Annotated in this window: 26 protein-coding genes; 16 read left to right on the top strand and 10 right to left on the bottom strand. The window is 44.6% G+C overall.

Annotated features, from left to right (window positions below; translation table 11 throughout):
• The first annotated feature begins 31 nt into the window (after positions 1 to 31).
• The 5 genes from ffh (at position 32) to rplS (ending at position 3,505) form a co-directional block, all read left to right on the top strand.
• Positions 32 to 1,408 carry a signal recognition particle protein gene (gene ffh, locus P8S55_RS00815; RefSeq protein WP_289224405.1) on the top strand — a complete coding sequence of 459 codons (1,377 nt, stop codon included), beginning with the start codon at positions 32 to 34 and terminating at the stop codon, positions 1,406 to 1,408.
• Positions 1,409 to 1,586: 178 nt separating this feature from the next.
• Positions 1,587 to 1,823, top strand: a complete 237-nt coding sequence (rpsP, locus tag P8S55_RS00810; RefSeq protein ID WP_289224404.1) for a 30S ribosomal protein S16 — start codon at positions 1,587 to 1,589, stop codon at positions 1,821 to 1,823.
• A 17-nt stretch (positions 1,824 to 1,840) separates the two neighbouring features.
• Positions 1,841 to 2,359, top strand: a complete 519-nt coding sequence (gene rimM, locus P8S55_RS00805; RefSeq protein WP_289224403.1) for a ribosome maturation factor RimM — start codon at positions 1,841 to 1,843, stop codon at positions 2,357 to 2,359.
• 3 nt (positions 2,360 to 2,362) lie between these two features.
• A complete protein-coding gene (gene trmD / locus P8S55_RS00800; protein ID WP_289224402.1) occupies positions 2,363 to 3,103 on the top strand; it encodes a tRNA (guanosine(37)-N1)-methyltransferase TrmD in 741 nt (246 codons plus the stop codon).
• 57 nt (positions 3,104 to 3,160) lie between these two features.
• A complete protein-coding gene (gene rplS / locus P8S55_RS00795) occupies positions 3,161 to 3,505 on the top strand; it encodes a 50S ribosomal protein L19 (RefSeq protein WP_289224401.1) in 345 nt (114 codons plus the stop codon).
• A 62-nt stretch (positions 3,506 to 3,567) separates the two neighbouring features.
• Here the strand turns inward: rplS and P8S55_RS00790 are convergent, their stop codons facing one another.
• From P8S55_RS00790 to lon, 4 genes are all read right to left on the bottom strand, one after another.
• Positions 3,568 to 3,861 (bottom strand): hypothetical protein, encoded by a 294-nt coding sequence (locus P8S55_RS00790; RefSeq protein WP_289224400.1) that lies wholly within the window; start codon positions 3,859 to 3,861, stop codon positions 3,568 to 3,570.
• Entirely contained in the window at positions 3,858 to 4,820 is a 963-nt protein-coding gene (locus P8S55_RS00785; protein WP_289224399.1) for an LpxL/LpxP family acyltransferase, read from the bottom strand. The genes P8S55_RS00790 and P8S55_RS00785 overlap by 4 nt, the downstream gene beginning before the upstream one ends.
• Complete coding sequence (gene msbA / locus P8S55_RS00780; RefSeq protein ID WP_289224398.1) at positions 4,807 to 6,564, bottom strand: lipid A export permease/ATP-binding protein MsbA; 1,758 nt, start codon at positions 6,562 to 6,564, stop codon at positions 4,807 to 4,809. The genes P8S55_RS00785 and msbA overlap by 14 nt, the downstream gene beginning before the upstream one ends.
• Positions 6,565 to 6,680: 116 nt before the next feature.
• The gene (gene lon / locus P8S55_RS00775) at positions 6,681 to 9,185 is read right to left on the bottom strand and encodes an endopeptidase La (protein WP_289224397.1); all 2,505 of its coding nucleotides are present in this window, start codon (positions 9,183 to 9,185) and stop codon (positions 6,681 to 6,683) included.
• Between the two features lie 76 nt (positions 9,186 to 9,261).
• On the opposite strand from lon, the gene mog reads away from it, so the two are divergent.
• Genes mog through P8S55_RS00735 form a run of 8 tightly spaced genes read left to right on the top strand, consistent with a single transcriptional unit; the run spans position 9,262 to position 15,995 of the window.
• Positions 9,262 to 9,813: a molybdopterin adenylyltransferase gene (mog, locus tag P8S55_RS00770; RefSeq protein ID WP_289224396.1), complete on the top strand. Its 552-nt coding sequence runs from the start codon at positions 9,262 to 9,264 to the stop codon at positions 9,811 to 9,813.
• A complete protein-coding gene (gene prmB / locus P8S55_RS00765; RefSeq protein WP_289224395.1) occupies positions 9,810 to 10,787 on the top strand; it encodes a 50S ribosomal protein L3 N(5)-glutamine methyltransferase in 978 nt (325 codons plus the stop codon). Before mog ends, prmB begins: the two co-directional genes overlap by 4 nt.
• Before the next feature lie 17 nt (positions 10,788 to 10,804).
• Entirely contained in the window at positions 10,805 to 11,803 is a 999-nt protein-coding gene (locus P8S55_RS00760; RefSeq protein ID WP_289224394.1) for a carbonic anhydrase, read from the top strand.
• A gap of 53 nt (positions 11,804 to 11,856) precedes the next feature.
• Positions 11,857 to 12,963, top strand: coding sequence for a chorismate synthase (gene aroC / locus P8S55_RS00755; RefSeq protein ID WP_289224393.1), 1,107 nt, complete (start codon positions 11,857 to 11,859; stop codon positions 12,961 to 12,963).
• A complete protein-coding gene (locus P8S55_RS00750; RefSeq protein WP_289224392.1) occupies positions 12,950 to 14,137 on the top strand; it encodes an MFS transporter in 1,188 nt (395 codons plus the stop codon). Before aroC ends, P8S55_RS00750 begins: the two co-directional genes overlap by 14 nt.
• A gap of 11 nt (positions 14,138 to 14,148) precedes the next feature.
• A complete protein-coding gene (gene gloA, locus P8S55_RS00745; RefSeq protein WP_289224391.1) occupies positions 14,149 to 14,544 on the top strand; it encodes a lactoylglutathione lyase in 396 nt (131 codons plus the stop codon).
• A gap of 35 nt (positions 14,545 to 14,579) precedes the next feature.
• Complete coding sequence (gene ppnP, locus P8S55_RS00740; RefSeq protein WP_289224390.1) at positions 14,580 to 14,891, top strand: pyrimidine/purine nucleoside phosphorylase; 312 nt, start codon at positions 14,580 to 14,582, stop codon at positions 14,889 to 14,891.
• A 33-nt stretch (positions 14,892 to 14,924) separates the two neighbouring features.
• Positions 14,925 to 15,995: a peptidase M42 gene (locus P8S55_RS00735; protein WP_289224389.1), complete on the top strand. Its 1,071-nt coding sequence runs from the start codon at positions 14,925 to 14,927 to the stop codon at positions 15,993 to 15,995.
• Positions 15,996 to 16,045: 50 nt separating this feature from the next.
• Here the strand turns inward: P8S55_RS00735 and trpS are convergent, their stop codons facing one another.
• On the bottom strand, positions 16,046 to 17,050 hold the full coding sequence (trpS, locus tag P8S55_RS00730) for a tryptophan--tRNA ligase (RefSeq protein ID WP_289224388.1): 1,005 nt from the start codon (positions 17,048 to 17,050) through the stop codon (positions 16,046 to 16,048).
• 169 nt (positions 17,051 to 17,219) lie between these two features.
• Between trpS and rfbC the strand changes: the two genes are divergently transcribed.
• The 3 genes from rfbC to rfbD are packed head-to-tail and all read left to right on the top strand — an operon-like array spanning position 17,220 to position 20,071.
• Positions 17,220 to 17,804 carry a dTDP-4-dehydrorhamnose 3,5-epimerase gene (gene rfbC / locus P8S55_RS00725; protein WP_289224387.1) on the top strand — a complete coding sequence of 195 codons (585 nt, stop codon included), beginning with the start codon at positions 17,220 to 17,222 and terminating at the stop codon, positions 17,802 to 17,804.
• A 4-nt stretch (positions 17,805 to 17,808) separates the two neighbouring features.
• Positions 17,809 to 19,164, top strand: a complete 1,356-nt coding sequence (locus tag P8S55_RS00720) for an ATP-binding protein (RefSeq protein ID WP_289224386.1) — start codon at positions 17,809 to 17,811, stop codon at positions 19,162 to 19,164.
• On the top strand, positions 19,154 to 20,071 hold the full coding sequence (gene rfbD, locus P8S55_RS00715; RefSeq protein ID WP_289224385.1) for a dTDP-4-dehydrorhamnose reductase: 918 nt from the start codon (positions 19,154 to 19,156) through the stop codon (positions 20,069 to 20,071). Before P8S55_RS00720 ends, rfbD begins: the two co-directional genes overlap by 11 nt.
• A 61-nt stretch (positions 20,072 to 20,132) precedes the next feature.
• On the opposite strand, the gene P8S55_RS00710 is transcribed toward rfbD, so the two are convergent.
• The 5 genes from P8S55_RS00710 to P8S55_RS00690 all read right to left on the bottom strand — a co-directional run bounded on the left by P8S55_RS00710 (position 20,133) and on the right by P8S55_RS00690 (position 23,192).
• Positions 20,133 to 20,990 carry an energy transducer TonB gene (locus P8S55_RS00710; RefSeq protein WP_289224384.1) on the bottom strand — a complete coding sequence of 286 codons (858 nt, stop codon included), beginning with the start codon at positions 20,988 to 20,990 and terminating at the stop codon, positions 20,133 to 20,135.
• Positions 20,990 to 21,373: a biopolymer transporter ExbD gene (locus tag P8S55_RS00705; RefSeq protein ID WP_289224383.1), complete on the bottom strand. Its 384-nt coding sequence runs from the start codon at positions 21,371 to 21,373 to the stop codon at positions 20,990 to 20,992. Before P8S55_RS00705 ends, P8S55_RS00710 begins: the two co-directional genes overlap by 1 nt.
• Positions 21,374 to 21,375: 2 nt before the next feature.
• Complete coding sequence (gene exbB, locus P8S55_RS00700) at positions 21,376 to 21,831, bottom strand: TonB-system energizer ExbB (RefSeq protein WP_289224382.1); 456 nt, start codon at positions 21,829 to 21,831, stop codon at positions 21,376 to 21,378.
• A 68-nt stretch (positions 21,832 to 21,899) separates the two neighbouring features.
• Positions 21,900 to 22,283, bottom strand: coding sequence for a DUF423 domain-containing protein (locus P8S55_RS00695; protein WP_289224381.1), 384 nt, complete (start codon positions 22,281 to 22,283; stop codon positions 21,900 to 21,902).
• 168 nt (positions 22,284 to 22,451) lie between these two features.
• On the bottom strand, positions 22,452 to 23,192 hold the full coding sequence (locus tag P8S55_RS00690) for a hypothetical protein (protein ID WP_289224380.1): 741 nt from the start codon (positions 23,190 to 23,192) through the stop codon (positions 22,452 to 22,454).
• Positions 23,193 to 23,438: the final 246 nt, after the last annotated feature.

The raw sequence follows: 23,438 nt of genomic DNA, 5'->3' as shown, positions 1-23,438 counted from the left end.
GAACAAATTTTAAATCAATTGAGAGATGGTCATGTTTGAGAATTTATCCGATCGATTAGCCAAGACAATGAAGGCCTTGCGCGGTCAAGGACGTTTAACCGAAGAAAACATTAAAGAAGCACTTAGAGATGTGCGACGCGCTTTATTAGAGGCGGATGTGGCTTTGCCGGTTGTTAAAGGGTTTATTGCCAAAGTACAGGAACGTGCTTTGGGCCAAGAAGTATCCTTGTCACTCAACCCCGGTCAGACTTTCATTAAAATTGTGCGTGAACAACTAACTGAGACTATGGGGTTAGAAGTTCAGCCACTCAACTTTAAGGTCGAACCGCCAGCCGTTATTATGGTGGCTGGTTTGCAAGGGGCGGGTAAAACCACCTCTGTGGCCAAGCTAGCTCGCTGGTTAAAAGAACGTGAAAAGAAAAAAGTCATGGTGGTATCTGCAGATATATACCGTCCAGCGGCTATTAAACAGCTTGAAACCCTCGCGCAGCAAGTAGACGTTAAGTTTTCACCCTCCAATGCCAACGAAAATCCGGTTGATATTGTTGAGCGCGCGCGTGCCGAGGCAAAAAAACAATTTATGGATGTTTTGCTTGTTGACACTGCAGGCCGCTTGCATGTCGATAATGACATGATGGATGAAATAAAAGCGTTGCACCATGCAATAAAACCAATCGAGACGCTGTTTGTTGTCGATGCGATGACAGGCCAAGATGCGGCGATTACCGCACGCGCTTTTCACGAAGCCTTACCGCTTACAGGGGTAATTTTAACCAAAACTGACGGTGATGCACGAGGCGGGGCAGCCTTATCGATTCGTGAAATTACCGGCAAGCCGATTAAATTTATTGGTGCGGGTGAAAAAACCGAGGCATTGGAACTATTCCATCCCGATCGAATGGCGGGGCGCATTTTGGGCATGGGTGATGTGCTCAGCCTGATTGAAGAAGCCGAAACAAAAATTGATCAAAAAAAGGCACAAGCCTTTGCTCAAAAACTACAAAAAACCGGAAAATTTGATCTGGAAGATTTTAGGCAACAGTTGGTTCAGATTCAATCAATGGGCGGAATTGGTGGATTAATGGGCAAGTTGCCCGGAATGGGCCAATTAAAAACTCAAGCTCAAGAAGGGGTTGCGGAAAAAGAATTTCAGAAACTAGAGGCCATTATCAATTCGATGACACCTAAAGAGCGCGCGCACCCTGCACTGCTAAAGGGATCTCGAAAACGCCGCATTGCGATGGGCTCAGGTACACAAGTACAAGATATTAATAAAATGTTAAAGCAGTTTGACCAGATGCAAAAAATGATGAAAAAAATGTCAAAAGGCGGTTTGAAAAATTTGATGCGAGGGATGGCTGGCAAACTTCCACCAGGAATGGGCGGGTTAGGCGGTATGCCTAAATAAGCTTTGCTAAAAATGTGAGGTTTATGTATAATCGCGCGCTTGATGCCAAATTATAAACTTAGCTAATTTTGGTTCAAGTTATCAACAACCAGGCCTGGTGCCGGTTGAATGTTAGTCCAGAAGAATTTGTTGGTGGGGTTTCCCATCATCGCCTGATCAAATAATTTAGGAGATCGCAATGGTTGTAATCCGTTTAGCTCGTGGCGGTTCAAAAAAACGCCCATTCTACAAAATGGTGGTCGCAGATGGCCGCAAATCAGCAACAAGTCGTTTTATCGAACAAGTTGGCTTTTTTAACCCTGTCGCCCGTGGCAACGAAGAGCGTCTTCGTGTCGATCAGGCGAGAGTAGATCATTGGGTTGCGCAAGGTGCGCAAATGAGTGATCGCGTTAAAAGCCTTGTAAAACAAGCCTAATTATTTTCGGCCTAGATGTGGATAACGAAAAGTTAATATTAGGCCGAATTAACGGCGTGTACGGTGTCAAGGGTTGGGTAAAAATTTATTCTCATACCGATCCTGTAGGTAATATCCTAAATTACCAACCTTGGTGGGTAAAACACCAGGGAAAATGGGTTAAGATGAAAGTAACCGATACGCATGCACCCCAAGGCGGAAAAGCGATTGTGGCGCATCTTGAAACCATTAACACGCGAGAACAAGCGCGAGAATTAATGGGGTCAGACATAGCGGTAACCCGTGAACAACTACCTGATAGTGAGGATGGCTTTTATTGGACAGACCTTATGGGCTGTCAGGTTGAAAATTCACAAGGTTTAGTGCTGGGTGAAGTCACTGAGCTACTAGAAACTGGCGCACATGATGTGTTGCGGGTTAAAGGGTCGGTTCAAGTTTTGATACCGTTTGTTTGGGATATCTATGTCTTAGATGTCGATTTAGACAAACGAGTGATTAAGGTGAATTGGCAACTTGAAGAGGTTGAGCAAGAATAGCGCATGCGGTTTGATATTATCACGCTGTTTGAGCCGATGTTTGCTGCCATAACAGAACAGGGCATTAGTAGAAGGGCACTACAAAATGAGTTGTATAAACTCAATTTTTGGAATCCACGAGACTATACCCACGATCGCCATAACACGGTTGATGACCGTCCTTATGGCGGTGGGCCTGGTATGTTAATGCTATACCAGCCACTAAAAGATGCGTTTGAAGCGATTGATCAATCTTTAGAGGGCCAGCCCTCGCATGTGATTTATTTATCGCCTCAAGGTCAACCTTTAACTCAACAAAAAGTGACTGAACTCGTCGCTAAACCACAAGTAACCTTACTTTGTGGTCGCTATGAAGGTGTTGATGAGCGGGTTATTGAGCGTTTTGTTGATGAAGAAATCAGTGTAGGTGATTTTGTAGTGAGTGGGGGGGAGTTACCCGCCATGATGCTTATGGATGCGGCTATAAGATTGCTTCCAGGGGCGTTGGGTCACCACCTTTCTGCACAGCAGGATTCTTTTTCACAAGGCTTGCTTGATTGTGCGCACTATACTCGACCTGAAGAAATTGATGGCATGCGGGTGCCGAGTGTACTGCTTGAAGGCCATCATAAGAAAATTAACGCTTGGCGTGAGCAGCAGCAATGGTTGCGAACCCATGCACGCAGACCTGATTTAATAGAAAAAATGGCACTAACCTCTGAGCAGCGTCGTCAGCTCGATGCTCGACTTAAGTTGGTGGAATAGCAGTTTTGAAGTGTCCATTAATAACCAAGACACTTCAGTGAAATGGAGAGCTTTAAGATGAGCGATATCATCAAGCGTATAGAAGCTGAACAAATGACAAAAGAAATCCCAACATTTGGCCCAGGTGACACTGTGGTTGTTCAGGTAAAAGTAAAAGAAGGTAGCAACGAGCGTTTACAGGCTTATGAAGGTGTTGTTATTGCAAAGCGTAACCGTGGTTTAAACTCTGCGTTTACCGTTCGTAAGATTTCTTACGGTGTAGGTGTTGAGCGTACCTTCCAAACTTACAGCCCGTTGGTTGACAGCATTGCTGTTAAGCGCAGTGGTGATGTTCGTCGCGCAAAACTTTACTATCTGCGTAACCTATCTGGTAAAGCAGCACGTATCAAAGAAAAACTATAATTTAGTTATTCTGTTGGGCATAAAAAACCGCCGAAAGGCGGTTTTTTTTGTTTAGAATTTTCTTAAACCATGCCACCCATTTGATGGTTCCATAAGCTACCAAATAGTAAACTAAAAAATAGGCCCGTGCCGAAGGTAATGTACCAATAAAGCCGCATTTTTTTGTCAAGCTGTTCTTCTGTTGACCCCTCTTCAAATTCAGGGCGATCTTTAAAAAATACCAACATCAATCCCATAGCACCAATAAAACCCGCCACGTTCGCATAATAAACTACGCCAGTAAAATAGGAACTTAATCCCAGCAACAGAATAACGCTATAGGTTAATAGAAGTTTGTTCATTGGCGATAGTCTCATTTTAAGTCCTCTTGATTAAGTTGTTCAATTTGTTGCTGGGTTAGGTCCCAACGATTATGTACCCAAAGATATTGCGATGGGTTTTTACGGATTTCGCTTTCATATAGTTGATGTAGGCGTAAGGTGTCGGCAAAATCATCGCCACTTGGAAAATTGTCAAGTGCGGGTAAAAATTCAGTTTCATAAAAAAGCCCCTTTCGTCGAGTAAAGCTAAGGATAACAGCGCACCCTGTCATTTTAGCAATTTTTGATGTAGCGCTATGACTTTTAGCATCATACCCAAAAAATGGTACATTGAGATGGCCTTTGCCTCTGTAGCGTTGGTCAGGCAAATAGCCTATTTTTTTCGCTTCACGCAAACTTTTTACCAGACGTCGAGTATCTTTAAAATCAATCGGTAAGCAGGGTTGATCATCGATACCGTGTGTTCGACCTTTGATAATTAAATGATCAATAAGCGCGTTCTTATGCGGTTTATAAACAGGGTAAACAGGGGTTATAAGGGAGCTAATCAGCCCCGTCATGTCAACATGAGTGAAATGGGGGGTGATTAACAAAGCGCCCTTTGTTTGTACTTGGGCTGTTTTTAAGTGCTCAAGCCCTTTATAGCGGAAGTATCGGCGTTCGTTTGCATTTTTAAAATCTTTGCGGTGATGTCCCCACCAGTTAATTCCCATCTCAATAAAGCTAATACCCATCGACTCAAAGTTTTCTTTGATTAATTGTTCTCGTTCGTTTCGATTGAACTCGGGTAATGCGCGCGACATATTAGCAAAAGCGATTTTGCGTCGTTGTTTAGCGAACAGATAAATAACACGACCCAGCCAACGCCCTATCTTGAATTGAAGCGAGTAGGGTAAAAAACTTGTCAATTTGAGCAGGCCTACACCTAGCCAAATCCCCCAGTATTTTGGCATTAAAAAAGCTTTTTGAAACTGAATGGCTTCATGGGCTTTCATCCATCACTCCTTGTTGATGCAATCGAGCGTAGTAGCCATTCTGCTCGATTAAGCGGCTATGAGTGCCCATTTCAACTAATCTACCTTCATCAATAACCGCAATTTGGTCTGCATTTTCAATGGTACTTAAGCGATGGGCGATAATAATAACGGTACGATTTTGACGCAGTTGCTCCATAGCTTGCTTAATCAAGGCTTCACTTTGATTATCCAATGCTGAGGTCGCTTCATCTAATATTAAAATCGGTGCATTTTTTAAGAAAGCGCGCGCCAATGCAATACGTTGGCGCTGACCCCCTGAGAGTTTGGTACCATTTTCGCCTACTTGGGTGTCTAAACCTTCTGGAAGTTTTTCAATAAATTCCCAAGCATAGGCTGATTTTGCAGCGTCTATAATAGCCAGTTCATCAAATTCAGTATGACCATAAGCAATATTTGCGCGGATCGTATCATTAAAAAGTACAACCTGCTGGCTAACAAACCCTATTTGACTACGTAGATAAGTGAGATCAAGTTGGTTAATGTCATGTCCGTCAATCAAAATTTCACCCTGCTCAATGGTATAAAAACGTGCAATAAGGTTAACAAGCGTGGTTTTACCACTTCCTGAATGCCCAACTAGCGCAGTGGTTTTGTTCGCGCGCAAAGTTAAGTTAAAGTCGTTTAACGCTAAAAGGGTTGAGCCGGGATAACAAAAGCTAACAGATTTAAACGTGATAGTGCCTTCAATCCTTGGTTTTAACTGTCCTTGGTTGGTTTCGATAGGACTATCAAGAAGAGCGAATATACTTTCTGCTGCAGCCATGCCTTTTTGTACGATGATGTTAATATTAGTTAGACGCTTTAAGGGCGCAAAAGTCAATGCCATCGCAGTGATATAAGAAAGCAATTCACCTGGTGTGAGTTGTTGAAAGCTCGACAACTTCATGGCGACAAAAATAACGCCTGCCAGTGCAATAGAACCAATAAACAAAACTAGCGGTGAATTAAGTGCTGAAACGCGCGTTGCGCGCATACTGTTTTTAAAAAGCTGTTCGGCCGCATGCGAGAAACGTTTTTGTTCATAGCTTTCAGCATTGTAAATCTTTATTTCTTGATGCCCCACTAAGCCTTCTTCGAGGCAATGGGTCATATGCCCCATATTACCCTGCATGCTTCGGCTATGTGCGCGCATTTTTTTGCTTGCCTGGCGAATAATTAAACCCAATATTGGCCCAACGATTAACATAAATAAAGTTAGGTAAACAGAAATGTAGAGCATATAAGCGAGGAGCGCGATCAAAATCAAACTATCTCTGATTAAAACAATCCAAGCTTGAGAGAGTGCATTACTCGTTTGCTGGACGTCATAGGTGATTTTTGACATGAGTTGCCCAACGGAGTAGCGAGAAAATTCCTGCATCGGCAAATATTGCATTTTTTGGTACATATCATTGCGAATATTGAGTATAGCTCGTTCGGCAATCCATTGACTACTTACCTTAGAAACATATTCACCGACCCCTTTGATAAAAAAGATACCCACTAGCATTAAAGGTAGAAGCACAAAGCTATCTGGATCTTGCTCGATGATGCTTTTATCCACCAGCTCTTTCAAAATAGCCGCCATCGCGGGTTCGGTAATCGCAATGACCACTAAAGCGAAAATCGTTACCGCAATCATCGCTTTATAGGGTTTTATATAACCTAGAAGACGTTTGTATAAAGGCCAGGTTTTAGCAAGTTTTTGGGAGCTGGAGGGCATAGTGACATGTATAATCAAATAAAAAAGAGTATTCTACCTTGGATAAGAGCCGCTGAACAGTTTTGAAGCCTGGTTGGTTAATTAACAGCTAACAACCAGGCCTGGTAAGACTTCCGTTATTTCAGATTTTCACTAGAGAGGGATGCCTGCTTATCTGCCAACTCAATCGTTTTAAGTGCCGCTGATTTTGAGCGGATGTTAAAGGTGAGTTTGGCTACGTCCTCAAACCCCTTGGCAAAATGAACCAGCATATCGGTTTTTAAATAATCAGGCAGTTCGTTAAAATCTTTACGATTATCATCCGGTAAGATCAACTCTTTAATCCCGATGCGCTTAGCCGCAATAACTTTTTCACGAATTCCGCCAACAGGAAGAACGTGCCCGGTTAGACTAAGTTCACCCGTCATCGCTATCGGTGCTTTAATCGGTTCATTACGCGCCAGTGACAATAAAGCCGTCGCCATCGTAATGCCCGCACTGGGGCCATCTTTAGGTGTTGCGCCGTCTGGTACATGCAAATGCACAAACGCTTCATCAAAAAACTTAGGGTCAGCTTTGTATTTATCTAAATGCGAAGCAATATAGCTATAGGCAATGCCCGCAGACTCTTGCATTATCTCGCCCAGCTGGCCCGATAGTTTAAAGCCACGATTAAGGGTGTGAATGCGCGAGGCCTCAATACTAAGCGTTGCTCCACCCATAGAGGTCCAGGCCAGTCCGGTGACCGTGCCAATTTCAAGATGCGGTTTTTTCGGTGTAAAGCGTGGTTGACCAAGATAGGTTTCTAGGTCACTAATGTGCAAACGTACTGATTCCACTTCACCTAAAACCAGTTTCATCGCGACTTTACGAATGAGTTTTGCGAGCAATTTTTTAAGGTTACGCACCCCAGCTTCACGGGCATAGCCCTCAATAATCTGGCGAATGGCCGCAGGTGTGATTTGCAATTGCTCTTTGCTAATGCCGGCCTCTTTGAGAAGCGAAGGCCAAAGATGATGCCTAGCAATTTGCAGCTTTTCTTCGGTGATATAACCCGATAAACGAATCACCTCCATTCTATCGAGTAGTGGCCCAGGAATGCTATCGAGTGTATTGGCCGTACAAACAAACAAGGTTTTTGAAAGATCAAAGCGTAAATCCATAAAGTGATCCATAAACTCATGGTTTTGCTCCGGATCTAACACTTCTAATAAAGCCGATGCCGGGTCACCTCGGTAAGAGGCCCCGATTTTGTCAACTTCATCAAGCATAATGACGGGGTTGGCTGTTTGGCAGTCTTTTAATGCTTGGATGAACTTACCCGGCATCGCGCCGATATAGGTACGACGGTGGCCTTTAATTTCGGCTTCATCGCGCATCCCTCCAACGGAAAAGCGATAAAACTGGCGATCAAGTGCATCAGCAATCGAGCGCCCAATTGAAGTTTTCCCGACGCCCGGTGGCCCCACTAGGCAAATAATCGAACCGGATATTTCACCTTTTAACGCACCTACCGCGATAAACTCCGAGATGCGGTCTTTAACATCGTCGAGACCGTCATGACCCTTGTCTAAAATACGCCGTGCGCGTTTAATGTCGAGCTTGTCCTTGCTGTGCTGTCCCCAAGGCAATTGGGTCATCCAGTCTAACCAATTTCGTGATACCCCATACTCGGGCGATTGAGGGTCAAGGATATTGAGTTTATTGAGCTCTTCGTCGGCTTTTTTAGTTGCCTCTTCGGTTAAAGTCAGTTGTTCCATCCGCTCACGGAAGAGGTCTGCATCCGCAGTACGGTCATCCTTAACAATGCCCAGTTCTTTTTGAATTTCTTTTAATTGCTGGCGTAAAAAAAAGTCGCGTTGTTGATCGCTCATTTTTTCTTCAACCCGCTCGCGTATATTGAACTGCAATTTGGTCACTTCAATTTCATGTTTAAACAAGGCCAGAACTTTTTCAAGACGCGAAAGTAAATCAAGTGTTTCTAAGACATCTTGCAGTTTTTCAGGCTTCGCGGTGGTAATGGCCGCAGCAAAATCAACCAAGTGTTCGGGGTCTTCAGGACTATAGCGATTTAAAAAATAACGCAACTCTTCGCTATAAAGCGGGTTAAGTGGGAGCAGCTCACGCAAAGCGTTCATAATCGCCAAGCCATAGGCTTTATACTCTTTGTCGGTGGCGGTGCGAATGTCGGCTGGATAACTCACATTCGCCTGAAAAGGTGCGCTTTCATTAACCCAGCCATCAATTTGAAAACGCCTTAAGCCTTCTGCAACCAACTGGATATGGTTATCACGAATTTTGGGTTCATGAATGCGGATAAGGGTGCCAATTTTATGAAACTCATCCGGTCTAGCATTGTGATGATCCTCATTATCGACATACACCACACCGACATGCTTAGCGCCACTGTCCATAATCGCCTCAATCGTATCAAGCCAAGCGCTCTTGTTCAACACAACCGGCAGGGTTTGCCCCGGAAAAAACGGTCTTTCCTTAATAGGCAGCAAAAAAACCTGATCAGGCAAAGCAGGACTGGGCTTGCTGGGGAGTGTTAAGTGAGCTTGATACTGCACGTTTTCTACCGACTCATTTTCGGTTTGGCTGTTCTCAAGCGGGGTTGCGTCTAAATCTTGATCACTCATAAGGGCTTCGATTTCTTATTGTTGAATTATTACGGTATCATATGTGGGTAATACAAGTGAATTTCAAGGGTAGGGCATGCAAAAGATAAAAATTGGGTTTATTACGGTATCAGATCGAGCCAGCTCAGGAGTGTATGAAGACCTTGGTGGCCCCGCTATGCAACAATGGATTAAAGCGGCTTTAGTGAATGAATGGCAACCGGTCGCCAAACTTATTGCTGATGAGCAAACCATCATTGAACACACACTTATTGATCTTATTGACAACCAAGGCTGTTGTTTGGTGTTAACTACGGGCGGAACAGGCCCATCCAAGCGCGATGTGACCCCAGAAGCCACGATCGCGGTATGCGATAAGGTATTGGATGGGTTTGCAGAGCAAATGCGTGCAGTTTCGCTAAAATATGTCCCTACCGCCATCCTGTCGCGTCAAGTCGCAGGCACACGAGGCTCAGGGTTAATCATTAACCTGCCGGGTAAACCCTCCGCGATCAGTGAATGCCTGGAAGCCGTTTTCCCCGCTGTGCCCTATTGCATTGACTTAATTGAAGGCCCTTTCTTGGAAACGGATAAGCAGATTGTAAAAGCATTTCGTCCAAAACACGCAAAACAAAAGGCCAATGAATGAGCCATGCGAGCCAGCCTAACCCATCTAGCCAAGCCGTCCAATCAACCCAACTGGACTTTTCAAATACGGGCTTAGAAACCCTGCAAGATTTTATCCGCTGGGGAGCAAGTTTATTCCAACAAGCAGGCCTGGTATTTGGCCATGGCACTGATAATGCTTATGACGAAGCACGGCTTTTGCTTTGTCATGTGCTGGCCATGCCTTGGGAGGCGGTGCCCGACTATACTCAAGCGCGGTTAACCCTCGCTGAACGCCAAAAACTAACCGATATGTTTAAACAGCGCATTGAAACACGCAAGCCTGCCGCCTACCTAACCGGTGAAGCCCAGTTTGCAGGGTTGCGTTTTTATGTTAACGAGCATACGTTAGTTCCACGCTCACCGATTGCCGAACTGATTGCGCAGGGTTTCGCGCCTTGGGTAGAGGCTGATTGTGTTGAGCGTGTACTTGATTTATGTACCGGTTCGGGTTGTATTGGTATTGCCAGCTTACAGCATTTACCCAGCGCAACCGTTGATCTGGTCGATATTTCAGCGCAAGCCCTTGAGGTTGCTGAGCGAAATATTGAACGCTATGAACTGCATGGCGTTGCGCGCACAGTGAAGTCCGATTTATTTGAGGCGCTAAAGGGTGAGCGTTACGACTTAATTGTCTCCAACCCTCCGTATGTCGATCAGGTTGAAATGGATGCGTTAGCGCCTGAGTATCAAGCTGAACCGGCTTTAGGCTTGGCTGCGGGGCAGGATGGATTAGACTTGGTTCGAAAAATTCTGGCACAAGCAGCCGATCATCTCACCGAAGAGGGGGTTTTGATTGTTGAAGTTGGGGTTTCACAGTTTTATTTAGAACAGGTCTATCCTGAATTACCTTTATATTGGTTTGAATTTGAACAGGGCGGTGAGGGCGTGTTCGCAATTAATCGCAGTGAATTGGTGCTATTTGATGATATTCTCAAACAGCGAACGACAGCGTGAACGACTAAGGGACAGGCATGAAATGGAATAGGTTGGGTATCGGAGCGTTATTGGTATATGCCGCATTTTCTGTGCAGGCAAACGAACCTTTGATTGATTTGGCCGCTGAACTTGAAGCCCATATGGCCGCGCAGGCGACAAATGGGCAAGCGGGGCCAGACGCCACTGTTCAACCTGAGCCAAATCAAATGGAAACAGAAAAACCAGATCAACAAGCCGTTGAAACTGAAAAAGCGGAATTAGTGGTTCCCCCTGTTAAACCTGCGCCAGCCCATTGGGGTTATCAGGGTGCGCAGGCCCCGCGTTTTTGGCATAGACTCGACCCCAACTTCCTCAGCTGCGCAACCGGCCAAATTCAATCACCGATTAATTTAACAGAGCGCCATGCGGTTAATGCACCGAGCATGCCCAGTCTTGATATTGTTTACCGTCCTGTTCCCTTAAGGTTGATGCATGACCACCAAGGGCTTAGGGGGGATTATCCGCTGGGTAGTTTTATCCGCTTAAATGATCAGCGTTATGAGTTTACCCATTATCGTTTTCGCACCCCAAGTGAACATCACCTAGAAGGCTTTGCCTACCCAATGGAAATCCAGTTATTTCATCGGGACGGAGAGGGTCGCCAAGTTATTATTAGTGTATTGGTTCAAGAAGGGCGCGTTAACCCCTCCTTAGCCACCCTCTTAAACCATTTGCCAAAAGAGCAAGATAGCTTGAATTTGGTTGAAGACCTTAACTTTAACCCCGTTCGGTTTTTGCCTAATAATAAGGATTTCTATCGTTATTTAGGTTCATTGACCACCCCACCCTGCACAGAAGGGGTTATTTGGATTGTGTTTAAACAACCGATTGAAGCCTCTATTAGGCAGTTGGTCAGCCTGCATCAACTTATGGGCGATAACACCCGGCCGATTCAGGCGTTAAATGGGCGTTTACCCTTAAAGTCCTGGTCACGAGATGGGGTAGCTGGTCAGACAACACGACCCAGCATTCCGGGTTATTATTTCGATTTTTAAATAAATTAAGCAGATATTAAATATTAAACAGATTAGATTAAAAAAGGTTAAATATGGCGGGTAATACATTAGGGCAAGTATTTCGTGTGACTACATTTGGAGAAAGTCATGGTTTGGCGTTAGGCTGTATTATTGATGGCTGTCCACCAGGCCTGGCGATTACAGAAGCTGATATTCAAGCTGAACTTGATCGTCGTAAACCCGGTACCTCAAAATTTACCACAGCACGTCGAGAACCCGATCAAGTTAAAATTTTGTCAGGCGTGTTTGAAGGCGTGACGACGGGAACACCGATTGGACTGTTGATTGAAAACATGGATCAGCGCTCCCAAGACTACTCAAAAATTGCTGAAACCTTCCGTCCAGCCCATGCGGACTATACCTATTTACAAAAATACGGCGTGCGTGACTACCGTGGCGGTGGGCGATCTTCCGCGCGTGAAACCGCGATGCGGGTGGCGGCGGGTGCGATTGCTAAAAAGCTGCTGCGCGAGCGTTTGGGCGTTGAAGTAAAAGGCTATTTATCTCAGTTAGGGCCAATCAAAATTGACAAGGTTAACTGGGAAACGATTGATAGTAATCCGTTCTTTTGCCCAGATGTCGATAAGGTAGATGAAATGGAAGCCTATATGACCGAGCTGAAAAAAACCGGTGACTCGATTGGTGCAAAAATCACCATCGTGGCAAAAAATGTTCCCGTAGGGTTGGGCGAACCTGTATTTGATCGTTTAGATGCTGATTTGGCGCATGCGTTAATGAGCATTAATGCCGTTAAGGGGGTTGAAATCGGTGATGGGTTTGCCGTGGTTGAACAAAAAGGCACCGAGCATCGTGATGAAATGTCGCCTGAGCGTGGCTTCCATTCCAACCATGCGGGGGGGGTTTTAGGCGGTATTTCCACTGGGCAAGACATTATGGCCCATATTGCGCTAAAACCCACTTCCAGTGTCACTGTGCCAGGTCAAAGCATTAATCGTCAAGGCGAAGCGGTTGAAATGATAACCAAAGGCCGCCATGATCCCTGTGTGGGCATTCGCGCAACGCCGATTGCTGAAGCACAAATGGCGATCGTGTTACTTGACCACTTCATGCGCCAACGTGCACAAAATGGTGATGTTATTCCTCCGGTGATGGATTTGGCGAAAATTGCCCCAGCTTAATAAACCGACGCCTGAATCGGCCGCGTCATCTGTTTTCCCAAGATGGCGCCTATCCAGTTATTACTTTTTCTATTTCAGCCTTTTCGGTAGTTTATTGCCTTTTTTTGGCCTCTACATGCAAAGTCTAGGCTTTAGTGCGTGGCAGATTGGTCAGGTCATGGCAGCGTTAATCGGTACAAAAATTGTTGCGCCTTATTTATGGGGATGGTTAGCTGATCGAAGCGGAAAAGTCATGCCCTGGATTCGCTTTGTTATCGGCACGGCGACCTTCACATCAATCGGCTTGCTCTGGACGGAGAGTTTCATTGGGGTGCTGCTAGTTGTTACCCTGTTTAGTTTTTTCTGGCATGGTGGTTTACCTCTGTTTGAAGCCTACACCTTCAATCAACTGGGCGAGCACAAAACCCAATACGGCAAAATCAGACTTTGGGGTTCGCTCGGTTTTGTCGCCGCCGTATTGGTGTTGGGCGAGCTCTTTAGCCGTTACGGATTAAGCGGATTTCCTTGGGTTATTTTGTTGCTGTTTACCTTGCTTTGGATTGCAACCTGGAGCTTAAAAGATAGTCGGACGCGGCCAAGCGCGCAGAGTGCCGAGCAAAAAATACTCCCTTTGCTTAAATCGCCGTTGGTGTGGTCGTTGCTAGCGGTTAGTTTCTTAATCCAGTTTTCGCACGGCACCTATTACAACTTTTTTTCGATTGACTTAACCACCCACGGTTACAGCAAACAAGTGATTGCTTGGCTTTGGACACTGGGCGTTGTGGCTGAGATTTTTGTGTTCTTAAGTATGGTTTGGTTATTTAAAAACCTATCTGTCAGGCACCTAATCCTTGCCAGCTTAGGCTTAACCCTGTTGCGTTGGCAGTTAAATATCTGGGGGGTGGAAACCCTAAGCTGGATGATGCTTGCGCAAACCCTTCATGCGGCGAGCTTTGGCTTGTTTCATGCCGCAGCATTGCATTTGATTGATGATGTATTTAAGGGTAAGCTTAGCGGACGAGGCCAAGCGATTTATGCAGCAACAAGCCAAGGATTAGGCGGTGCATTGGGCGCGTTAGTCGCCGGCCTAACCTGGACAATCGGCGGGGCGTTTTTATCCTATATGGTATCGTCTTTAGCGGTTCTGTTAGCCATGCTCATCGCCTGGCGCTGGTTAAAAATACAACATCAATAAGGAGAGCAAGAATGCGAATGTTACATACCATGCTAAGAGTCGGTGATTTACAGCGCTCAATTGATTTTTATACCGAGGTGTTGGGTATGACGCTTTTGCGTCAGAAAGACTATCCAAAAGGTGAGTTTACCCTAGCGTTTTTGGGTTATGGTGATGAGGCCGATCATACCGTGTTAGAACTGACCTATAACTGGGGCGTTACAGACTATGAAATGGGCACGGCTTATGGCCATATTGCACTTGAGGTCGAAGACGTGTACCAAGCCACCGAAGAGGCCAAAGCTAAAGGCTGCACCATTTTACGCGAAGCAGGACCGATGAATGCGGGTACAACCCTTATCGCATTTCTGGCCGACCCTGATGGTTACCAAATCGAGCTGATTGGTGCCGACCATATAAGAACTTAGTTTTCATTTGTTTTTGACTTAAATAGGAGATAAAAATGAATCAATTTGATGGTGTTAGCGTTGTAAAAAAAGCCAATATATATTTTGATGGTAAAGTTACCAGCCGCATTATAAAGTTTGCAGACGGTTCTCGCAAAACCCTGGGCATAATGATGCCGGGTGACTATGAGTTTGGTACCGATGAAAACGAACTAATGGAAATATTGGCGGGTGAAGTTGAGGTGCTTTTACCTGGATCAAACACTTGGCAAACCATTGTGGGTGGCAAATCATTTGAAGTACCCGCTCATGCTAAATTTGGTATCAAGGTTAAATCCGTAACGGATTATTGTTGTTCCTATTCATAACGCGGTTTCAAGTAATAAAAAAAGGCTATACAAATGGATCATCGCTTCGCTGAGTTTATTGATTTACTGAAAAGCTTGATCCGACAGCCCTGTGTGGTGGGTGCAGAACACTCGTTTTTTCGTGTGTTGCAGCGCGAGCTAGAAGAGCGGGGCGCAAAAATAACCTGGTACGAAGGCTTGCTGGTCGCTCAAGGCCGCCAGCCTAATAGTGCGATGTTTTCGGCACATATTGATCGTCATGGACTAATCTGCACCGGCCCAAATGAATTTCAATATGCCGCCTTTGTCTCTGGACACCGTTCGGACTTACTTGGCAATGCCGTGAGTGAAGAATTGATGCAAAAAATTGGTGAGCGATTTGAATCCACCCCTGTCATGGCCTATGAACCCTGGTCGGGTGCTTATCGTGGATCGGGGGTGATTAAAAATACCGCTATCTGTGAATTTCGCAATAACCTTATTTTTGAACTCGAAGGCTTAGAGCATCTGGTGGCAGGCACGCCTGTAGCGTTTCGTGATGGGCTTAAAATTGAAGGGAATTTGCTAAGCGGCCAGCTTGATAATGTGCTCACCGCTGCGTTACTCGTGCATTTGTTTAGTCTAGGGTTCGAAGGCACCGCGTTTTTTACCGCGCAAGAGGAGTCAGGCTCTAGCTGGCGTTATTTATTAGAGTGGTTTCGACGTTTTGGGGGGTCAACCAACCAGCTTATTGTGGTCGATACCAGCCCTTATCCAGACCGCAAAGCAGCCGATGTTCAACAGGTTGTACTACGACGCAAAGATAACCATGCACACTACAACACAGAAACGACCGACCAACTAGTGAACCTATGCGAACAGCTTGATATCAGTTATAGCTTTAAAGATGCATTTGTTGAAAAACAAAATCGTGAGTTAGTGTCGAAAGGATTGCCACCCAAATCACTCGGCAGTACCGAGATGGGGCGAATTACCCTAGCCTCGAATGGTTTTGTCCACGGCACCACCCTGCAAATCCCCACCACCGGGTATCACACCATGTCCGAAACCGCTTCAATCGAATCCTGCCAGGCGTTTTTAAAACTGCTAACTGTTTTGTCAGGGATTAAACATTACAAAGTTTAATAGAATCTGACGTTATAACCAGGCCTGGTTATAACGTAGTTTTTTGATGTTTAAGGCAGGATAAAGCCAATCGTTTGCTGTACATCGCGCAGGGTTTTTTGAGCTTGTTCACGGGCTTGATCAGCGCCGGTTTTCAACACACCTTGTAAATAGGTTTCATCGTCACGAATAGCATAAAAACGCTGTTGAATCGGCGCCAGGTAGTCCACTATAAGTTCACCAAGTTCAACTTTTAAATGGCCATACATCTTGCCATCAAAATGGGCGACGACCTGTTCAATCGGCTGACCGCTAATAACGCAATAAATAGTCAGTAGATTTGATACGCCGGGTTTGTTATCCACATCGTATTCAATCACATCCCCTGAATCGGTGACCGCTTTTTTACATTTTTTAAGGATGGTTTTCGGGTCATCAAGCAAGCCAATAAAATTATTTTTATTTTCATCAGACTTGGACATTTTGCTGGTCGGATCTTGCAAACTCATAATCCGCCCCCCTGAACTAGCCGGGGCGATAAACGGCTCAGGAACTTTAAAAATCTCGCGACCAAAACGATTGTTAAAACGATGAGCCAAATCACGCGTTAATTCTAAGTGTTGTTTTTGATCAGCACCGACAGGCACTAACTCTGTTTGATAGAGTAAAATATCCGCCGCCATCAACACCGGGTAATTAAACAAGCCCGCATTAATATTGTGATCGTGCTTTTGCGATTTATCCTTAAACTGCGTCATACGATTAAGCTCACCCATATAGGTAGCGCAATTCAAAATCCACGCAAGTTCAGCGTGTTCGGATACGTGTGATTGAATAAATACCGTGCTTTTTTTCGGATCAATACCTGATGCAAGGTAAAGGGCGACAAAATCTAAACTGCGTTGTGCCAGGGCTTGGGGATCTTGCTCGACGGTAATCGCATGCATATTAACCAAAGAAAAAAGGCACTGATAATCATCTTGTAACTTAACCCAATTTTTAATAGAGCCAATATAATTACCAATCATTAAATCGCCCGAAGGCTGAATGCCACTAAACAAAATCGGTTTGCTCATGCTGTTCTCGTAATGCTCTAATAAAGTTAATATTTTAGCGCAGTTTACTCGGGTCTTTAAGGCTTTACTGAAAGAGTTATAATAAATATCGAAGCAGAAGTAGCATTTTTGGTATTACTATAATTTAACTAGGCTTATGCAATCAAATTTTCACTAATGAGTTGTGCTGATGAATTTTATTAAGCAATCTATTCCTGAAGTTGTAATCTTCAAACCTAAAATTTTTGTTGACGAAAGAGGCTATTTTGTTGAAACTTTCCGTCAAGATAAGCTTGAAAGTGCAGTGGGGTATAGGGTCAACTTTTGTCAAGACAATGAATCCAAATCGTCCCAAGGTGTATTGCGTGGCTTGCATTTTCAATTACCCCCGTTTGCGCAAAGTAAATTGGTGCGGGTAATAGAGGGCGAGGTGTTGGATGTGGCGGTGGATATACGCCAGGGTAGTCTCACTTATGGACAACATGTGTCAGCAATCTTAAACAATATCAATAAGTACCAGCACTTTATTCCGCGAGGATTTGCTCATGGCTTTGTGGTGCTGAGTGAGACAGCGATTTTCTCCTATAAAGTCGATAACTACTACTCACCTGAGTGCGACAGAGGCTTGGCGTTTGATGACCCTGTTCTAAATATCGATTGGCACTTGCCGTTAGAGCAGCTCAAACTCTCCTCCAAAGATCAACAACAACCAGGCCTGGTGGACATCGCCGCAGAATCCGCCGCCTTTGATTATGTTAAAAATCTTTATGAGTAATTGAATGAACTCTATTTTGTCACTCATTAAACAAGGTGAAACCGATCAGGTTGAATTTAAAACCTCTTTTCAAAAAGAAGCGATAGAGACGGCGGTGGCGTTCGCCAATGCAAAGGGTGGCAAGATACTAGTCGGCTTAACAGACGACAAACAGCTTATAGGTGTCTCTTTAAGCTCAGAAACACTCAAAGATTGGCAAAACCAAATCAAAAACGTCACTTACCCAAGCCTAATACCAGAAATGGATACCTTGGTGCTTGAAGGCAAAGCGCTCGTTCTAATAACGGTAATAGAGCAACCGATTAAACCGATTGCTTATAAGCACCGTTATTACAAACGTATTCGTAACGCAAACCACTTAATGAGCTTAGATGAAGTCGCCAACGAACATCTAAAAACCCTCAATAGCAGTTGGGATTACTATGTTGATACCCGCCATGATTTTGAAGATATCTCATTAGACAAGGTTTCCAAGTTCTTACAGCGCATTGAGAAACATCAGAACAAACAGTTTCAAGAAGATCCGCTAGCGGTTTTGCGAAAATACGAACTCATCAAAGACCAGCAGTTGACCTTTGCCGCTTACTTATTGTTTGTGGATAATTTTTCCGCGATTACCTCATTTCAAATAGGGCGCTTTAAAAGCGAAATCACCATTATCGACAACATCGACATCAACACCGACCTGCCTAGTCAAGTTGATAAGGCTATCGAGTTTATTCGTAAACACCTAATGGTTGAGTTTATTATCACCGGCGAGCCACAGCGTACTGAGCGTTTTGATTATCCATTAGATGCCATTCGTGAGGTGGTGATCAATATGGTGGTACATCGTGACTATCGCGATTCAAGTCATTCGATTGTAAAAATATTTGATGATCGCATCGAGTTTTTTAACCCCGGTAAGCTCTATGGTGATCTGACGATTGAAGAATTATTAAAGGGTGATTACGCCTCAAAAGTCCGCAATCGAGCCGTTACTAATATGTTCAAAGAAGCCGGCATTATTGAAAAATACGGTTCAGGGATTAAACGTATTCGCCAGGCCTGCTTAAACCACGGCGTTATTGAGCCAAAATTTGAAGAGTTTCAGCATGGGTTCCGCGTAACGCTCTACAAACAAAGACTGGATGAGGGTATAAGTGGCGGTGTAAGTGGCGGTGTAAGTGGCGGTGTAAGTGGCGGTGTAAACAACCTTCTTGAGTTTATAAATGTTAGCCCTGGGTTGAGCGCAAAACAAATTGCGCAACAGCTAGACCAGCCACTAAGAACGATAGAGCGCTGGATAAAACAACTCAAAGACCAAAATAAAATTGAATTTCGAGGTGCGCCTAAAACAGGTGGTTATTATGTTAAATAAATTACAAATCTTGGTTACCGGCAAAAGCGGCCAACTGGGCCAAAGTCTGAAAAAAATCCTAGACGACGACACGCGTTTCGATTTTACGTTTGTCGGGCGCGATGCATTGGACTTGTCAAATCCACAGTCGATTGAAACCTATTTCAGCGACCAGCGGTTTGACGTGATTATTAATTGCGCGGCTTATACAGCGGTGGACAAAGCCGAATCCGAGCCTGAATTGGCCGACCAAGTGAATCACCTCGCGGTCAAACAATTAGCCGATATCGCCAAAGCACAGCATAGCCACTTGGTGCATATCAGCACCGATTATGTGTTTGATGGCTGTAGCCATCGGCCTTATCTAGAAACCGATGCGACCGCTCCGCAAGGTGTCTATGGTATGACCAAATGGTTAGGCGAGCAGGCGGTGATTAGCTCAGGTTGCCAAGCCACGATTATTCGCACCAGTTGGGTGTATTCTGAATTTGGTAACAACTTCGTCAAAACCATGCTGCGCCTGGGTAAAGAACGTGATCAGCTGGGTGTGATTTTCGATCAAGTTGGCAGCCCGACTTATGCGTCGGATTTGGCGCAAGCAGTGCTTAGCTTAGCGTGTCATTCTGACGAAGGCCGGAATCTCACAACCCCAAAGATGCCGGATCAAGTCCGGCATGGCGCTGAGGTTAATATTTATCACTATTCCAACGAGGGCGTATGCAGTTGGTATGATTTCGCTAAAGCCATTTTTGAGTTATCGGATGTTAAGTGCCAAATCATCCCAGTTGAAACACAATACTACCCAACCGCGGCAAAACGACCTCATTACAGCTTACTGAATAAAGCAAAAATTAAACAGGATTACAATTTTGCTATTCCATATTGGCGTAATTCATTGCGTCAATGTCTTTGTGATTTGGTTGTTTAACATGAAAGCTAATTGCCAAATTGAATAATTTATCCTTTAGAGATGATCGGCAAATCCTGATTTATCTGAGTTTGTATTCAATTGGAACGCTGTGAGACCAGCGGTCGCGGGTTATTTCGGGTGGGAAGGGTAGGAATTGTTGTTGCATGCGTTCGATAAAGATGCTGATGGCGGCATCATCTAGTATTTTTCGTCCTGAGGAGTCGCTTATTTCAATATCGATGATGCGCCCATCACGCAGCAGGGTGAAGCTGACGATCACTTGGCCTTGCCAGCCTCGGCGTTGTGCCATCCGAGGATAGCTGTCTTGAGCATGGCGAATCAGTGTGCTCGATAGTTCGTTGAGGTAACGTTGTTCGGCAGCTTGGATTTGCGCTTGGCTTATTTGCGGTTCAAGCGGCATCGGCTCGGGTTCAATTTGTGGTTCCTGAATAACAAGTTCTTGCGCGGGTTCAGTCATCATTTGCTCCACAACAGGTTCTGGAATGGGTTCAGGTTCTGGAATGGGTTCAGGTTCTGGAATGGGTTCAGGTTCTGGAATGGGTTCAGGTTCTGGAATGGGTTCAGGTTCTGGAATGGGTTCAGGTTCTGGAATGGGTTCAGGTTCTGGAATGGGTTCAGGTTCTGGAATGGGTTCAGGTTCTGGGATTGGCTCAGGTTCTGGAATGGGTTCAGGCTCTGGAATGGGTTCAGGCTCTGGAATGGGTTCAGGCTCTGGGATTGGTTCAGGTTCTGGAATGGGTTCAGGAGTCGGTTGAGGCGGTGGGGCAAACATCGCTAGGGTGACAGGGACTGCGCGTTCATTGGAAACGGGTGGTTCGGGCGTTCTTTGCCAGAACCAAGCGGCCATCGCTATGGATAGGCTGAGGTATATGGCCAGGGCAGCAACAAAGCCCTTGGTTGAGTCAGAACGCCACATTAACTTTTGCGTTCCGTCAGAATGCTGATATTGTCATGTTGGTGTTTTTTAACAATATCCATTAGCGTGATAAAAAAATGAAACTCAACGGCCTGATCGACGCGAAGCTGAATCAAGGTGTCACGTTCCAGTTGCGCCATTTTTTGATTCAAACCTTCCGTTTGAATCGCTTCACCATCCCAATACATCTGGCCGGAACTATCGAGCGAGAGATTAAGCTTCACCCTGTCTTCAGGTTTAAAACTGGCGGTATTTTCAGTTTTGGGTAATTGGATATCAATTTTGTCATGCACAATAAATGAGGCGGTGAGCAACACTATGGCTAATAAAACCAGCATCACATCAATGAGCGGAATCACATTCATCGAATCGAAGCGTTTCATGATCAATCCTTCATAGCTGTCTGGGCTTTGGGCGATAGGTCTTGATAAACGCGGTACTTGGCTTGGATTTCTTCCACTTTACGCAAGAGTCCGTTATAGAACATCAAAGCGGGGATGGCGACTGCGATACCGGCGGCTGTCAGCTTAAGCGCCAAAGCGAGCCCCGTCATAATCACCGAGGTTTCAAGGCTGTCATTCATCCCGATTTCATAAAACGTAATTAAGATACCAATAACCGTGCCCAATAGACCGACATAGGGTGCGTTTGCACCTATCGTAGACAGAGTGGTCAAGTTGCGCGTGATGTCGATATTGAGCAACTCAATATGCGCATAGTCTTCAATTTTAATCCGTTTAAATAAGAATAGTCGTTCAAAGGTAATCCATAGTGCGATGAACATCATCAATCCCAAAATGGTAAAAAAGGTAAGGTCTAAGTAAAGTTGAATATTATCCATGTAACACAGAGTCTCTTAATGATAATCATTTTAATTTTTTGAAATTATGTGGTTTTATTTACCTAATGTCAAGTCGATGTCTTAAAAAACCAGGCCTGGTAGCTAAAGGCTAGCCAACTGATAAGCCAAATAATGCCGCCAACGGGTGTAATAAAAACCAATGGCTGCCAACTAGTTAAGACCCAAAAATAAAGGCTAGCTGAAAAGAACACAATCCCAAGCAATAATCCGGTTTTTATTCCTTTAAAGCGGAGTGTGGGTTTAATTAATGCCGCCAAACTTAACACAAGCAGCGCGATCGCATGAATAAAATGATAAAACACAGCGGTTTGCCACGTAGCCATTTGTTTTGCCGATAGCTGGTCTTCAAGGCCATGTGCACCAAACGCACCGAGTCCAACCGCTAGCATCATTAAGCCGGCAGAAAGCGAAAGCCAATAGTTATCCTTCATTATGTTATCCCAGGTTTAATTCATCGTTTTATGATACCAAAATAATTATTTAGGTGTGTGTAATTATTTTTCATCCTGACGAATGGGTAAGCTAGATTGGGTTTTGTGATGGGCTATCAGCGTTGGCTGATAGCCTTAAGGCAGGCTTTAATGCAAGGGGGTTACTAATTAATTACGTTGAATTAAAGAGCGTTTGAATAGGTTTAACCAGCTGTCGTTCATGTCTTCTTGGTGAAGAACGGCGACAGAGGCTTGTTCACCATTAGCCTTTAATGCCACTTGATGGATTAACATTAGGCCATCATTAGGATTGATGGTAACAGCAAACATATTTTGTTTTGCGGTTAGATAAGCCTTAATGGCGGCATCTTCGGCAGCGATTTTTTCTAGCATCTTAGGCGCCCATACCGCAACGTGGTAAAAAATAGCGCCTTGGTAGTCGGCCTTAGCCAGCTCAGAAAGGGTCGCTTTGGTTAGGGAATAGTTTTGTGGCGCCGGTGTTTGACCACCAAATACTAGCGCAACAGCCTCTTTGTCCATCATGCGGGCCGCTTGGTTGGCGACATCATCTGGCTCATTCACAGCAATAGAAAGATAAACATTGTTGTCACGGTTGTGTGCGACCGCTTCTGCACCAATTGCTGCGGCCAGTGAGGTACAGATAGAGCTGGTGTTTTGCACGATATTTAGGCTTTTGATATTGAGTTGATTGGTTAGCGCAAGGCCAACCGCTTGACCCGTGTAGGTGCGCAGCGCAAAGTGTTCACCCAAGTTAAGGGGTTGTTCAATTAGATTGGCATAAGGGTCTGGGGTGATTTCAGCTGCAGGTTTGTCGCCCATTGCGAAAGCGACTGAAGAGGAGAGGGTAAAACCAGAAATGAGTAAGGCTTGTTTTAGTTTTGTGTTCATGGTAAAGCTCCATAGTTGAAAGAGTGACTTAAGCCATTAGATTTTCTAATGATGACATAAATCATATAGAGTTTTATTAAAGATACAACCTTTGAAGTGACTTTGTCATTTTATTTCATAAAAAATTAATTAATAGGGTCAGCTGTCTATCGGTTAGGTCGTTGTATAGATGTTATGACCAAGCTTTTTTGGACACCTGGTGGTTACAATTTCCTAATTAAGTTGTACAAGCGCATGTAGTTAGCT

It is taken from the genome of Thiomicrospira sp. R3, from assembly GCF_029581415.1.
Lineage (GTDB): Bacteria > Pseudomonadota > Gammaproteobacteria > Thiomicrospirales > Thiomicrospiraceae > Thiomicrospira.
This window is presented reverse-complemented; position numbering and strand designations above follow the sequence as displayed.

Bases quoted from the DNA above. Each gene is read 5' to 3' on its own strand.
- rfbD (WP_289224385.1), top strand. From the start codon at position 19,154: ATGTTAAATAAATTACAAATCTTGGTTACCGGCAAAAGCGGCCAACTG.
- trmD (WP_289224402.1), top strand. From the start codon at position 2,363: ATGCGGTTTGATATTATCACGCTGTTTGAGCCGATGTTTGCTGCCATA.
- P8S55_RS00790 (WP_289224400.1), bottom strand. From the start codon at position 3,861: ATGAGACTATCGCCAATGAACAAACTTCTATTAACCTATAGCGTTATT.
- lon (WP_289224397.1), bottom strand. From the start codon at position 9,185: ATGAGTGATCAAGATTTAGACGCAACCCCGCTTGAGAACAGCCAAACC.
- P8S55_RS00690 (WP_289224380.1), bottom strand. From the start codon at position 23,192: ATGAACACAAAACTAAAACAAGCCTTACTCATTTCTGGTTTTACCCTC.
- P8S55_RS00720 (WP_289224386.1), top strand. From the start codon at position 17,809: ATGAACTCTATTTTGTCACTCATTAAACAAGGTGAAACCGATCAGGTT.
- rfbC (WP_289224387.1), top strand. From the start codon at position 17,220: ATGAATTTTATTAAGCAATCTATTCCTGAAGTTGTAATCTTCAAACCT.
- ffh (WP_289224405.1), top strand. From the start codon at position 32: ATGTTTGAGAATTTATCCGATCGATTAGCCAAGACAATGAAGGCCTTG.
- P8S55_RS00705 (WP_289224383.1), bottom strand. From the start codon at position 21,373: ATGAAACGCTTCGATTCGATGAATGTGATTCCGCTCATTGATGTGATG.
- mog (WP_289224396.1), top strand. From the start codon at position 9,262: ATGCAAAAGATAAAAATTGGGTTTATTACGGTATCAGATCGAGCCAGC.
- gloA (WP_289224391.1), top strand. From the start codon at position 14,149: ATGCGAATGTTACATACCATGCTAAGAGTCGGTGATTTACAGCGCTCA.
- trpS (WP_289224388.1), bottom strand. From the start codon at position 17,050: ATGAGCAAACCGATTTTGTTTAGTGGCATTCAGCCTTCGGGCGATTTA.
- P8S55_RS00735 (WP_289224389.1), top strand. From the start codon at position 14,925: ATGGATCATCGCTTCGCTGAGTTTATTGATTTACTGAAAAGCTTGATC.
- prmB (WP_289224395.1), top strand. From the start codon at position 9,810: ATGAGCCATGCGAGCCAGCCTAACCCATCTAGCCAAGCCGTCCAATCA.
- rpsP (WP_289224404.1), top strand. From the start codon at position 1,587: ATGGTTGTAATCCGTTTAGCTCGTGGCGGTTCAAAAAAACGCCCATTC.
- P8S55_RS00710 (WP_289224384.1), bottom strand. From the start codon at position 20,990: ATGTGGCGTTCTGACTCAACCAAGGGCTTTGTTGCTGCCCTGGCCATA.
- aroC (WP_289224393.1), top strand. From the start codon at position 11,857: ATGGCGGGTAATACATTAGGGCAAGTATTTCGTGTGACTACATTTGGA.
- ppnP (WP_289224390.1), top strand. From the start codon at position 14,580: ATGAATCAATTTGATGGTGTTAGCGTTGTAAAAAAAGCCAATATATAT.
- P8S55_RS00695 (WP_289224381.1), bottom strand. From the start codon at position 22,283: ATGAAGGATAACTATTGGCTTTCGCTTTCTGCCGGCTTAATGATGCTA.
- P8S55_RS00785 (WP_289224399.1), bottom strand. From the start codon at position 4,820: ATGAAAGCCCATGAAGCCATTCAGTTTCAAAAAGCTTTTTTAATGCCA.
- P8S55_RS00760 (WP_289224394.1), top strand. From the start codon at position 10,805: ATGAAATGGAATAGGTTGGGTATCGGAGCGTTATTGGTATATGCCGCA.
- rplS (WP_289224401.1), top strand. From the start codon at position 3,161: ATGAGCGATATCATCAAGCGTATAGAAGCTGAACAAATGACAAAAGAA.
- exbB (WP_289224382.1), bottom strand. From the start codon at position 21,831: ATGGATAATATTCAACTTTACTTAGACCTTACCTTTTTTACCATTTTG.
- msbA (WP_289224398.1), bottom strand. From the start codon at position 6,564: ATGCCCTCCAGCTCCCAAAAACTTGCTAAAACCTGGCCTTTATACAAA.